The sequence below is a fragment of the Limosilactobacillus rudii genome, from assembly GCF_014145455.1.
GTDB classification, from domain to species: Bacteria; Bacillota; Bacilli; order Lactobacillales; family Lactobacillaceae; genus Limosilactobacillus; species Limosilactobacillus rudii.
Genome location: NZ_JACIVB010000012.1, coordinates 17,826 through 30,884 on the forward strand (window position 1 = coordinate 17,826; position 13,059 = coordinate 30,884).

The 13,059-nt window shown below is 37.3% G+C and carries 11 protein-coding genes; all 11 read right to left on the reverse strand.

Features of this window, described 5'->3' with window-relative positions; translation table 11 throughout:
• Positions 1–174: 174 nt before the first annotated feature.
• Entirely contained in the window at positions 175–1,317 is a 1,143-nt protein-coding gene (gene rpoD, locus H5S39_RS00185; RefSeq protein WP_182595553.1) for an RNA polymerase sigma factor RpoD, read from the reverse strand.
• 1 nt (position 1,318) lies between these two features.
• Positions 1,319–3,187 carry a DNA primase gene (dnaG, locus tag H5S39_RS00190; RefSeq protein WP_182595555.1) on the reverse strand — a complete coding sequence of 623 codons (1,869 nt, stop codon included), beginning with the start codon at positions 3,185–3,187 and terminating at the stop codon, positions 1,319–1,321.
• Between the two features lie 136 nt (positions 3,188–3,323).
• The gene (gene glyS, locus H5S39_RS00195; protein WP_182595557.1) at positions 3,324–5,402 is read right to left on the reverse strand and encodes a glycine--tRNA ligase subunit beta; all 2,079 of its coding nucleotides are present in this window, start codon (positions 5,400–5,402) and stop codon (positions 3,324–3,326) included.
• 1 nt (position 5,403) lies between these two features.
• On the reverse strand, positions 5,404–6,390 hold the full coding sequence (gene glyQ, locus H5S39_RS00200; protein ID WP_182595560.1) for a glycine--tRNA ligase subunit alpha: 987 nt from the start codon (positions 6,388–6,390) through the stop codon (positions 5,404–5,406).
• A gap of 263 nt (positions 6,391–6,653) precedes the next feature.
• Positions 6,654–7,439 carry a DNA repair protein RecO gene (gene recO / locus H5S39_RS00205; RefSeq protein WP_182595562.1) on the reverse strand — a complete coding sequence of 262 codons (786 nt, stop codon included), beginning with the start codon at positions 7,437–7,439 and terminating at the stop codon, positions 6,654–6,656.
• Positions 7,440–7,456: 17 nt separating this feature from the next.
• Positions 7,457–8,362, reverse strand: a complete 906-nt coding sequence (gene era / locus H5S39_RS00210) for a GTPase Era (RefSeq protein WP_182595564.1) — start codon at positions 8,360–8,362, stop codon at positions 7,457–7,459.
• A 16-nt stretch (positions 8,363–8,378) separates the two neighbouring features.
• Positions 8,379–8,771, reverse strand: a complete 393-nt coding sequence (locus tag H5S39_RS00215) for a diacylglycerol kinase family protein (RefSeq protein WP_182595610.1) — start codon at positions 8,769–8,771, stop codon at positions 8,379–8,381.
• Entirely contained in the window at positions 8,755–9,234 is a 480-nt protein-coding gene (gene ybeY, locus H5S39_RS00220; protein ID WP_182595566.1) for an rRNA maturation RNase YbeY, read from the reverse strand. The genes H5S39_RS00215 and ybeY overlap by 17 nt, the downstream gene beginning before the upstream one ends.
• Positions 9,234–10,241, reverse strand: coding sequence for a PhoH family protein (locus tag H5S39_RS00225; protein ID WP_182595568.1), 1,008 nt, complete (start codon positions 10,239–10,241; stop codon positions 9,234–9,236). Before H5S39_RS00225 ends, ybeY begins: the two co-directional genes overlap by 1 nt.
• A gap of 129 nt (positions 10,242–10,370) precedes the next feature.
• Entirely contained in the window at positions 10,371–11,753 is a 1,383-nt protein-coding gene (gene argH, locus H5S39_RS00230) for an argininosuccinate lyase (RefSeq protein WP_182595570.1), read from the reverse strand.
• Complete coding sequence (locus tag H5S39_RS00235) at positions 11,743–12,966, reverse strand: argininosuccinate synthase (RefSeq protein ID WP_182595572.1); 1,224 nt, start codon at positions 12,964–12,966, stop codon at positions 11,743–11,745. Before H5S39_RS00235 ends, argH begins: the two co-directional genes overlap by 11 nt.
• Positions 12,967–13,059: the final 93 nt, after the last annotated feature.

The following is a 13,059-nucleotide window of genomic DNA, read 5'->3' on the forward strand; positions in this document are numbered from 1 at the left end:
AAACGCTTTATAAAAATTTTACTCGAACAATTACTTTAATTCAATATAAAATTAAGAATTATCTAATTTGTATTAGAAAAAGATAAAAACTGGCTTAAGAAAATTAAATTATTTCTTAAGCCAGTTTTTTTAGTGCAAATTAATTCTTTTTACGTATATATATTAATGAAGGAGCTACTCTAAGAAATCTTTTAATTGCTTTGAACGTGATGGATGGCGTAATTTACGTAACGCTTTTGCTTCGATTTGACGAATACGTTCACGTGTGACACCAAATACCTTCCCAACTTCTTCCAATGTTCGAGTACGACCATCATCGAGGCCAAAACGAAGACGTAAAACATTCTCTTCCCGATCAGTTAACGTATCAAGGACATTTTCGAGCTGCTTCTTCATCATTTCGTAAGCAGCGTGATCAGCTGGACTAGTGGCATCCTGATCTTCAATAAAGTCTCCTAAATGAGAATCATCTTCTTCGCCAATTGGTGTTTCAAGTGATACAGGTTCCTGAGCGATTTTAAGAATATTCCGAACCTTTTCTGTAGGCATATCCATTTCCGCACCGATTTCTTCTGGAAGTGGTTCTCGACCAAGATCCTGGAGTAATTGACGCTGAATACGAATTAATTTATTAATTGTTTCAACCATGTGGACTGGAATACGAATTGTACGTGCCTGATCCGCAATAGCCCGTGTAATAGCTTGCCGAATCCACCAAGTAGCATAAGTTGAGAATTTGAATCCACGCCGGTAATCGAACTTTTCAACGGCCTTCATTAAGCCCATATTACCTTCTTGAATCAAATCAAGGAATTGCATTCCCCGACCAACATAACGTTTTGCAATTGATACAACTAAACGCAAATTGGCTTCTGCTAATTCTTGTTTAGCAACTTCATCACCTTTTTCAATCCGTAATGCAAGCTGAACTTCTTCATCTGCCGTTAACAAATTAACTCTACCAATTTCTTTTAAGTACATCCGTACGGGGTCATTAATTTTAACCCCGGTTGGTGCTGATGTATCTTTCATTGCTGACTGCGATAACTTTTCCGTTGCCTTTAATGCCCGTGGATCTGGATCACCATTTTCATCCACAACACTAATTCCGGCATCTTCAATATTTTGAAGCAAATTATCAATACCATCAGCATTTAATTCGAACGGTTTTGCAATTTTAGTAGTCAATTCATTATATTCAATTTCTTTTTTCTTTTTGTAATTGCGAATTAGCTTACCAACCGCAGTATCATATTTAGATTGGTCGAAGTCGGCACTGTTAGAAATAACAATATCTTTTTTCTTGCTCTTTGCCATATTAATTAGTCTCCTCCGTTTTTAGCTGTTGTTGCTGTTTTAATAATTTTATCAACTCAATGGTCAGTTGCGTAGCTAATTCTGTATTGTGCAACGAATTAGCTTCTTTTAATTGTGCTTGTTTATCAGCAATTTGAGCAGCTAATGGTGTTTGTTGCGTAATGATATGGATACAGTCATCTATTGCCCGCATATCCACTTGTTGTTCAACATTCAATTGTTCAATTTGTCCTAATGCGGCTTGCAAATCACTCTTATCAAGATAATCAAGAAAATCTGCTGTTGAATATGCCCCATTTTCAGAAAAGTAACTTGCTGCTAATAAGTATAATGTTTGATATTTTTCATGAACAAAGTGAAAATCGTGATTAGCTGTCACATGCATCCACACTTCACGATCATATAGCATATACCGTAACAAAATCTGTTCAGCCAACTCTGTTCGAGTTATTTTTTCAACTTTTCGTTCCTCAACCGGTCCATTATACCTGTTGTAATCGCCTCTTGGAGCTTGTGAAAAGCCCTTTTGCTGCTGTTTGTTAATCCCCAGCTCTTGTTGAACCTGCTTTAATTGTATTTTCAGTGTTTGACGATCTAGATCAAACTCACTAGCCAGCTTCTGTAGATACATATCTTCTTCTAAAGGTGATCGAACATACGCAACTACCTTTAATACCTGGTTCAAATACGCCATGAGTTCGTTTTGATTATTAAGATTTTTACCATTCCGTAAGAAACGTAAATAAAAGTCAGTAGTTGTTTCTTCTTGGCTAGACAGGTAATTATTAAAATGTTCAGCTCCATGTTTTTGGATATATTCATCTGGATCAATACCTGCAGGCAGCTGCACAATCTTAATCTTAAGCTGTGGTGGACGATGATCATTTACTAAACCAATAGCACGATCGATTGCATTTTGTCCTGGCTCATCACCATCATAGCAAATATCAAGTTGATTAGTGGTGCGACCAATAATAGATACTTGCTCTTCTGTAAAACTCGTTCCCATTGAAGCAATTCCGTTTGTTACACCAGCTCCAAAAGCAGAAATTACATCCATAAATCCTTCGAATAGGTATAGGTTACCAGTCTTACGAGCAGTTTTTTTAGCAATATCTAAATTAAATAATGTCCGTCGCTTATTAAATATTGGTGTTTCAGGACTATTCAAATACTTTGGTAATTCAGTCTTGCTAGTGTCGAGTAGTCGACCGGAAAAAGCAATTACTTGTCCTTGCCCATTTTTTATTGGATAAATAACCCGATCAACAAACCGATCCCTTAACTTTCCCTCTTGATCTTCACTAAAAAGACCACTTTTACGCATCAGCTGATATTCTATTTTTTGTTGTTCAAAAAATGGCTTTAATATTCGCTGATCTGGTGCATAACCTAAATTAAACTGATTAATTAATTCATCAGTCATTCCCCGTTTTTTTAGGTACTTAAGAGCCGGCTGTCCTGCAGGTGTATTCAACAGGATATGATGATACAGCTTTGCAGCTTTTTCATGAAGTGTAAGTAATTGCCGGACCTCATTATTGACAGGTGGCTTAGGCTGAGTGCTAATGTATTGCTCTGGAATTTCAATATTATGATCATTAGCTACTTCTTTAACAGCCTCCACAAAATTAATGTGTTTCAATTCCATTAAAAATTGAAATACATTTCCGCTACGGTGACATCCAAAACAATAGAAAAATTGTTTTTCTTCATTTACTGAAAATGATGGTGTCTTTTCTTCATGAAATGGACATAGACCCGTCAAATTCTGCCCAGCCTGATGTAATTGAACATAACGACCAATTACATCACCAATATCAACTGAATTTCGTATCTCATCAATTACGTTACGCGGTATCTTCGCCATTGAACCACCTCACTCACTTAGTAAGCGAACAGCAACGAAAGGTCGCAACCTAACGGAATGCGACCTCCACTACATATATCCATAATTCACTAGTATATATGATACCACAAGTTTTTAGTAAAACAATCAAAACAGCTTATTTTACAATTAAGTTATCTAAATTTCCGATTAAAGCAGCTTGGTTAGCTAAAATACTTAATTGTGACAAACGATTGTTACGAATATTCTCATCTTTATCCATAATCATATTCTCATCAAAGTACTCATTAATAACCGGAGCTAAACTGCGCAACGCTGTAAAGTTTTCACGAATAGAACGTTTTTCAGTATTTTTCGTCAGTTCAGTAACAGCAGCATACATTTTACTCTCTGATGGATTAGCAAATAATGATGGCTCAACCGTAAGTTCAGTAGTTGCTAACTTATTTTTCTTAGCGATTCGTAATACCCGCGTAAGGGCCTCGATATCTTCCTTGAAGTTTTTATCGTCCTTACTACTATTAATTGCCTCAACTGATTCAAGAATATTGGCAATGTCATCTTGATCTGTGTCAGTAGCAGTATCAATAATGTCGTGACGAATCTTTTGACCATGGAATAATTGTTTAACACGGTCCAAGAAGAATGCCCGAACCTGATCACTGTTCTTATTTAAATCAAAACTAATTTCAATATTTGCATTAGTTAATGCTGTGATAATTTCTTGTTGAACATTTAATAATGGTAAATGCCATCCCCGATCAGCAATAATTCGAACAATTCCAAAGGCCTGCCGCCGCAAAGCATATGGGTCATTAGAACCACTAGGTATCATGTCAACTGCAAAAAAGCTAAGAATACTATCGAGCTTGTCTGCAATAGCCAAAGCAGCACCGATCTTGGTTTGTGGTAACTCACCCTCTGCTGAAATTGGCATATAATGCTCACGAATAGCTGTCGCTACATCGTTCTTTTCACCAAATAGCTTGGCATAAATTTCACCCATAACACCTTGAAGTTCTGCAAACTCTCCAACCATTTGTGTTGTAAGGTCAAACTTATAAATATGCGCAGCTCGATCTAAATCTGCCAATTCTTCGTTTGAAAAGTTAAGCTGCTGACCAATCAAACGAGCAATAACTGCAACTCGTTGCATTTTGTCATACATTGAACTGATTTTATCATGGAAACTAACTTTTTTAAGACGCTCAACATATTCATCAATAGTTAATTTTTGATCCTCTTGGTAGAAGAATTGAGCATCTTCTAATCGGGGTACAAGTACCCGTTCGTTTCCTTTGATAACATTATCAAGATAGTCAGTATTACCATTACGAACTGAAATAAAGTGTGATAATAATTTACCATTTTCATCGCGAACACAGAAGAAACGTTGATTATCTTTCATTGAAGTAATTAATACCGGCTCAGGTAATGCTAAATATTTTTGGTCAAAATTGCCGGCAAAGGCTGTTGGCCATTCAACCAAATTATTAACCTCTTCTAATAAATCAGCATCCCAATCAACTTGCCAATTATTTTCATTAATAATTTCTGTAATTTGATCCTTAATTAAGGCCTTTCGCTTTGCTTGGTCTGCAATAACAAAATCATCATGAAGGGCCTCTTCATAATCGTCAGCCTGGGCAATTTCAACTGGATGGCCTAAGAAGCGATGTCCTTGAGTTGTCCGGCCAGCTTCAACATCAAGAATACTGAATGGTACTACTTTTTCATTTAATAATGATACTAGCCAACGAATTGGACGAATAAACTGTAAGTTATTGTAACCCCACTTCATCAAAGTTGGGAAAGTCATTGCTGTAATAATTGCTGGCAATCCTTGAAGAACTTCTGCTACCGATTTCCCAGTAATATGTTTCTCAACAAAAACATATTCGACTCCCTTAACGTTCTTAAATTCAATATCATCAACCGTAGCACCTTGTCCACGCGTAAAACCAACTGCTGCTTTAGTCCAATTTCCATCAGCATCTTGAGCAATTTTTTTAGCTGGTCCCTTTACCGATTCATCAATATCAGGCTGTTTATCACTTAGCCCATGAATTAATAGTGCCATTCGCCGGGGGGTCGCAAATTCTTGGATTTCATCAAAAGCGATTCGTTGTTCTTCTAAATATTTTGCAACCCGTTCATGTAACTGCTTGATACTTGGCGTTACAACATGGGCTGGCATTTCTTCTACTCCAACTTCGAGTAAATATGAATTAGCCATCTTATTTGTCCTCCTTTTGTGCTTTCTTTGCGGCCTTTTTAGCAGCACGTTCTTTTGCTTTTTCTGCTTTCTTTGTATATTCATTAACAGTCTTTTGACGGACTTTTTCATCATGAATTAGTGGGAAGCCACGTTTCCGTCGTTCTTCAACAAAGGCTTTTGCAATTGACTTTGCCATAATCCGAATTCGATGGAGATAACCAGCACGTTCAGTAACAGAAACTGCTCCTCGTGCATCCAATAAATTAAAAGTATGGCTGCACTTTAGGACATAATCATAAGCGGGATGTACAAGGCCTAACTCAATTAAGCGTTTTGCTTCTTTTTCGTAATCATTAAAGTCTTCAAGAAGCATATCCTGGTTACTCTCTTCAAAGGCATATTTTGAATGTTCATATTCAGGTTCCTGGAAGATATCGCCATACAAAACGCCATCAGCCCATTCGAGGTCATAAACCGAATCAACGTTTTGAATATACTCAGCTAATCGTTCCAATCCATATGTAACTTCTGCAGCAACTGGATTCATTGGTAATTCACCAACAACTTGGAAATATGTAAATTGAGTAACTTCCATTCCATCAAGCCATACTTCCCAACCAACGCCGGCACAGCCCATTGAAGGATTTTCCCAGTTATCCTCAACGAAACGAATATCATGCTCTAAGGGATCAATACCTAGTTTTTTTAAACTACCAAGATATAATTCTTGAATATTATCTGGTGATGGCTTCATTAATACTTGGAATTGATGGTGCTGATAAAGACGGTTTGGGTTTTCGCCGTAACGGCCATCTGCTGGTCGCCGTGATGGTTCAACATAAGCTACATTCCACGGTTCTGGTCCAATTGCTCGCAAGAATGTATAAGGACTCATTGTCCCAGCACCTTTTTCGTTATCATAAGCTTGCATTAACATACAACCTTGGTCAGCCCAATATTGTTCCAGTGTAAAGATAATATCTTGCACCGTTAATTTTTTCGTCATATTTTCTTCCCCTTTCAAAGAAAAATCCCTACAGTATCTAAAAATAATCATAGATACTGTAGGGACGAAGTTATTCGCGGTTCCACCCTACTTTTTTACATTTCTGTAAAACAGCTTAGTTTCGTTGGCTGGTAGAGTGCCGAAAGATAAACTTTTAAGGCTCCCACTATCCCTCAATCGCTGTTAGTCATTATCTTATAATCTCCGTCATTGCCGATATTCAATTAAACACGCTATTATCATAGAAAAATATTTACTAAATGTCAATCACCCAGGGAAAGTTTTCCTATATTTTGTTCCCACTTTCGCATCTGCTTAATAAAATGTTTTGACTTCAGGTTTAACCCTACCTGATTATCGTAAATGGTATCGAGTACCAACTGTAACCGTTGTTTAGTCTGATTATTGATACGAATCGAATTAAGTTTCTGTAAATTAATTCTAGCAAACTGCTGTAAATAATAGACTGTTTTACGGTCAAGATACATTCGATGACTATCCAAGTGCCAATGATTTTGGCAAAGCATTCCTCCATACTGCTCTGAAAAGTCAAGCGGAATATCACTTCGCCCACAAACCACACATTGATCCCAAACCGGAGCAACGCCAAAAGCAACTAATAGTTGAGTCTCAATGATATTTGTAACCACTTGTTCATCGCGACCCTTATCTATTAAATCAAGCGCCGCCGCCACCTGGTTGAACCAAGCACCAATACTTTTTCCATCATTAAATGCACTGTCAACTAAAGCAAGAATATAAGTAACATAGGCATTTTTATTTATATCACCAGCAACATTACTGTACTGTTTTACATCACTTGCCGCATTTATAAAACTCAATCCATTATTATCTAAGGAACCAATATATGTTCCATGAGTGAACGGTAAGATATCAGCAGTCATCCGAAAGCCACGTTTCTTTGCATTTTTTACAAAAAACATTGCGGGGCCAATCTTATCGGTAAGCATTTTCACTAACAAATCTCGTTCGCGGTAATCCTGCCGGTACATAATAATCCCAGTAAACTGCGTGGTTACGCGTGCCATGTAACCACCATCCTCTTTTAATAATCTTTATTGCGGTAACCATAATCCTTTAGCATTGCCGATTTATCACGCCAATCCGGCACCACTTTCACCCACAATTGAAGGAAAACCTTATCGCCTAGCAAATTCTCAATATCTTGTCGCGCCATCGTGCCTATCTTTTTAAGCATTTTGCCGCCTTTACCAATAATTATTCCCTTTTGACCAGGACGTTCAACAATAATGTTGGCAGATATATGAATATGGTTCTCATCCTCACGTTTTACTGATGTAACATCAACGGCCACTGAATGCGGTACTTCTTGCCGAGTCAGCAAAAAGACCTTTTCCCTAATCATTTCCGCAATAACAAAGCGCTCCGGGTGGTCACTAACTTGGTCTGCTGGATAATACTGGGGACCATTTGGCAGAATTTTAATTAAGTCATTAATCAAATTGTTAACGTTATTTCCCTGCAATGCAGAAATTGGCAGAATATTTCTGAATGGTAGGGCATCCTTATATTGATCAATAATTTCTGGAAGGTCATTAGGGTTAACTTGATCAATCTTATTCACCACCAAGAAAATCGGCTGGCTAACTTTTTTTAAACGCTCAATAATAAAATTATCCCCAGGTCCACGTTTTTCAGTCGCACTAACAACAAATAGGACTGCATCTACCTCGTCTAAGGCAGACATTGCTGATTTTTCCATAAAATCGCCCAGCTTTGTAGCCGGCTTATGGATTCCTGGTGTATCAATAAATACAATTTGGGCCTCTGGACTTGTATAAATCCCTTGAATCTTATTTCTCGTTGTTTGAGCAACATTACTCATAATTGCTACTTTTTGACCGACAACATAATTTAACAGTGTCGATTTACCAACATTGGGCCGACCAATAATAGCTACAAACCCTGATTTATAATTTGGATTATCCATCTTAATATTTTCCCTTCTATATAATTGCTAAAAAGTGTGGAATAAATATAACCAGTCCTACAATCACAGCAAAAATTGCTGAAATTAAAACACCACCAGCAGCGACATCTTTAGCCTTTTTAACATTTAACTCATAGTGATGATCAACAATTAAATCCGTAACCGCCTCGGTAACAGTATTAAGAAATTCTGCTGTAAACACAACAAAAATGGCTAGCAAAATCCACAACCATTCCATCGATGAAATATGCAAATAAAAGGCTACTAAAATAGCACAAATTGCTGCTGCAACATGAAAACGCATATTTCGTTCTTCTTTTAAAACTTCGACAATCCCATCAATTGCATGGCCCATCGCTTGAACTAAGTGGTGATTCTTATCTGTTTGCTGCTTATCGCGTGAGTCCATAACCATCTAAGATCTCCCGTTGTAAGTCAAACATTTCTTTTTCATCGGTAGGATTCTCGTGATCATAACCATCTAAATGCAAAAAGCCATGAACTACTAAAAATCCTAATTCACGATTAATAGAATGCCCTAAAAACTTTGCTTGTTCATTGACTTTATCAATTGAAACAAAGAGGTCTCCTAAACTGACAGGCAATTCCGCTGCTAATTCAGAATCCATAATAATCGGTGTCTCATCACCCGCTTCTTCAGCCGCAAAACTTAAAACATCAGTTGCCCGATCAACATTTCGATACTTTGAATTTAATTCCTTTATTTCCGGATTATTAACGAAAGTCAATGACATTTCTGTATTATCAGTTAACGCAAGTTTTTTAGCAGCAAATTGTAATAAATCACTAACTAATTCTTGTTGGGCACTTGTTACTTGGCCAGCTGTATGATCAAAAAGTTCAAGTTCCATTACTCTTCCTCTTTTTTCTTATCCTTTTTAGCTAATTTTTTCACCGTCTGATCTTCATATGCGGTAATAATTCGAGCAACAACTGGATGTCGTACAACATCTTCTGCACTAAATTGCACGAACTTGATCGATTTAATATTTTTTAAAATTCGTTCAGCATTTACTAGACCGCTACGTGTACCATGGGGTAAATCAATTTGTGATATATCCCCATTAACCACCATTTTAGAGCCAAATCCTAATCGCGTAAGGAACATTTTCATCTGCGCATTTGTTGTATTTTGTGCTTCATCCAAAATAACAAATGCTCCGTCAAGTGTCCGTCCACGCATATATGCTAGTGGTGCGATCTCAATAATTCCACGGTCGATTAATCGTTGGGTATGATCGGCACCAAAAATATCATTAAGCGCATCATAAATTGGCCGAAGATATGGATCAACCTTTTCACGTAAGTCACCCGGAAGGAATCCAAGGCTCTCGCCAGCTTCAACAGCAGGACGAGTCAAAATAATTCTTTCTACCTCACCCTGTTTTAAAGCTGCCACTGCCATCGCTACTGCTAGATATGTTTTCCCTGTCCCAGCTGGTCCTATTCCAAATGTAATGTCATTGTGTTTTATTGCATTAACATATTGGCGCTGGCCAAAATTCTTTACGCGAATTGCGCGTCCACGACGATCTTTAATAATTGTCTCACTATATAAATCCGCAAAATACTCTAGTGTCCCACGATGTGCCATTTTCATTGCACTAACAATATCTGTACTATGAATATGAATTCCTTGATTCAACAGAGCAATTAGCGCCCGAAAAACATCAATCGTCAGTTTGACATCTTCTTCTAGTCCGGTTACTTTTAAATTTTCACCAAAGGGACGAACTTCCACATTCATCCCCTCTTCAATTAAGCTCACAAACTTGTCTTGTGTGCCCAATAATCCTACTTCAATCTCTGGACTTTCAATTTGAAAAGTCTGTTCAATTGTCTTTTTTTGTTCTCCCAACTAAACAATCTCCTTTAATTTAGCAGATTTTTATTTACGATAATTATATCATAGCTTATAATTTGATGACATTAAGTCAATGGATGAGAAAATAAGGATTTAGAATGGGTCACACTCTAAATCCTTATTTTATTTAGCTAACAATTTTTTAGCATCAGCAATCTGTTGCCGTACTTGGTTAAATCCTGTACCACCATATGAATTTCGCCGCTGCACAGCCACTTTAGGCTGAAGACATGTATACACATCTTCATCAATTTCAGGAGAAATTTGTTGATATTCCTCTAACGGGATATCAACAAGATTTGTACCTGTTTTAATTCCTTTTAATACTAGTTCACCAACAATCTCATGTGCCTTTCTGAAAGGAATTCCCTTCGTTGCAAGATAGTCAGCAAGTTCAGTTGCATTTGAGAAGTCATGATGCGTTGCGTGTTCCATGTTATCCTTTTTTACCTTTAATGTTGCAATCATTCCACCCATGATTTTTATGCTCGGTAAAATTGTCTTCACTGCATCAAAAAGTCCTTCTTTGTCTTCCTGCATATCCTTATTATATGCCAAAGGAAGACCTTTCATCGTAGTAAGCAAGCCAATTAAGTTACCGTATACCCGACCAGTTTTACCCCGAATCAATTCAGCCATATCAGGATTTTTCTTTTGTGGCATGATTGAGCTTCCTGTCGAATAAGAGTCTGATAATTCAATATACCCAAATTCATAGCTACACCAATAAATTAATTCTTCACATAAACGCGATAAATGCATCATTAAAATACTAGCATTACTCAAAAATTCAAGTGCAAAATCACGGTCAGATACTGCATCAAGTGAATTATGATAAGGAAGCTTAAAGCCCAGGTATTCAGCGCTTAATTGCCGATCAATGGGAAAAGTAGTCCCAGCTAAAGCAGCTGCTCCTAGCGGTGACAAATTAGTGTGGAGCTTGTTAAATTCAAAACGCTCGATATCTCGTTGAAACATTTGAAAGTATGCCATTAGGTAATGAGCATAAGAAATTGGCTGAGCATGTTGCATATGAGTATAACCAGGCATAATCGTTTCAACGTTTTCTTCAGCTTTATTAACTAATTCTTGTTGAAGCTTTTTTAATTCTTTAACTATAATCGGCAATCGTTTTTTTACATATAAGTGAAGATCAGTTGCAACTTGGTCGTTCCTGCTTCGTCCAGTATGAAGCTTACCAGCCACCGGTCCAATTTCTTCGGTTAGTAACGCCTCAATATTCATATGAATATCTTCATTTTCAATTGAAAATGGGAGTCCCTCGTTAGTTAATCGGTCACGTAATTTCTTTAATCCTGCAATAATCTTATCTGCATCCGTCGCTGATAAAATCTTTGTTTGTTTCAACATTTTTACATGTGCTAATGATCCCTCAATATCTTCATGAGCCATTTCCTGGTCAAACCCTATTGAGGCATTAAACTGATTAACTAGTTGGTCGCCAGCCGCTTCAAACCGGCCACCCCACATTCTCTTAATGGGCATTACTTGTTTCCTCCTTTAGCTTTTTATTTTGTACTTGTGCATAGACCTTATCTGGTAATTCCCATAATTTGATAAAGCCAGTAGCTGCTTCCTGGTCGAATTCATCAGCTGAAGTATATGTTGCAAGATTCTTATCATATAGAGAATTTGGTGACTTCCGTCCTTCACAAATCACATTTCCCTTAAATAATTTAACCCTTACTACGCCATTAACTACTTGTTGCGATTCATCAATAAATGCTACTAGCGATTTCATCAATGGTGAATACCAAAGACCGTTATAAATAATTTCACTCATTTTTTGTTCAATTAATGGTTTAAAGTGTGCTACTTCCCGTTCTTGAGTTAAATCCTCCAAATCCTTATGAGCGGCAAGCAAAACGGTTGCTGCAGGACATTCATAGATTTCCCGTGATTTAATCCCAACAAGCCGATTTTCTACATGGTCGATCCGTCCAATGCCATGACTTCCTGCTAACTTATCAAGCTTCATAATTAATTGATCTAGTGGCATTTCTTCACCATCAATAGCTGTTGGCACCCCTTCGCTAAAAGTGATTTCAATCGTTGCTGGTGTATCTGGTGCATCTTCAATTGCTACTGTCCGGTCATAAGCATCAGCAGGAGCAGCTGCCCATGGATCTTCAAGAATTCCACATTCATTTGCCCGTCCCCACAAGTTTTCATCAATTGAGTAAGGACTTGCTTTAGTAATTGGTACTGGGATTCCATTATCCTTTGCATATTGAATTTCTTCTTCCCGTGACCAATGCCAGTCCCGAATTGGATCCTCAATCTTCATTTCTGGTGCTAACGCATGAATTCCAGCCTCAAATCGAACCTGATCATTTCCTTTACCAGTACACCCATGGGCAATTGCGGTTGCACCATATTGATTAGCAACCGCAACTAATTTTTGAACAATTAATGGACGAGAAAGTGCGGAAACTAATGGGTACTTTTGTTCATACATTGCATGTGCTTGAAGTGCTGGTAAAACAAATTGTTCTGCAAAATCACGCTTAGCGTCAATTACAACAGATTTCCAGGCACCAACTTGAAGGCCTTTTTCCTTAATAGCTTCCAAGTCTTTACCTTCACCAACATCAATACAACAAGCAATTACGTCATAGCCCTTATTTTTTAGCCATGCAATTGCTACTGAAGTATCAAGTCCACCAGAATAAGCTAAAACAATTTTTTCTTTTGTCATAATCTCGTCCTCCATAAATTTCGTATAATTGATTGTTTATAAATATACGATCTTTATGAATAAAAATCAATAGTTTTAGCATAATTTTTCAAT

Excerpts from the sequence above, each read along its gene's own strand:
- era (WP_182595564.1), bottom strand. The coding sequence starts at position 8,362 with ATGGATAATCCAAATTATAAATCAGGGTTTGTAGCTATTATTGGTCGG.
- argH (WP_182595570.1), bottom strand. The coding sequence starts at position 11,753 with ATGCCCATTAAGAGAATGTGGGGTGGCCGGTTTGAAGCGGCTGGCGAC.
- ybeY (WP_182595566.1), bottom strand. The coding sequence starts at position 9,234 with ATGGAACTTGAACTTTTTGATCATACAGCTGGCCAAGTAACAAGTGCC.
- glyQ (WP_182595560.1), bottom strand. The coding sequence starts at position 6,390 with ATGACGAAAAAATTAACGGTGCAAGATATTATCTTTACACTGGAACAA.
- recO (WP_182595562.1), bottom strand. The coding sequence starts at position 7,439 with ATGGCACGCGTAACCACGCAGTTTACTGGGATTATTATGTACCGGCAG.
- dnaG (WP_182595555.1), bottom strand. The coding sequence starts at position 3,187 with ATGGCGAAGATACCGCGTAACGTAATTGATGAGATACGAAATTCAGTT.
- H5S39_RS00235 (WP_182595572.1), bottom strand. The coding sequence starts at position 12,966 with ATGACAAAAGAAAAAATTGTTTTAGCTTATTCTGGTGGACTTGATACT.
- H5S39_RS00215 (WP_182595610.1), bottom strand. The coding sequence starts at position 8,771 with ATGGACTCACGCGATAAGCAGCAAACAGATAAGAATCACCACTTAGTT.
- rpoD (WP_182595553.1), bottom strand. The coding sequence starts at position 1,317 with ATGGCAAAGAGCAAGAAAAAAGATATTGTTATTTCTAACAGTGCCGAC.
- glyS (WP_182595557.1), bottom strand. The coding sequence starts at position 5,402 with ATGGCTAATTCATATTTACTCGAAGTTGGAGTAGAAGAAATGCCAGCC.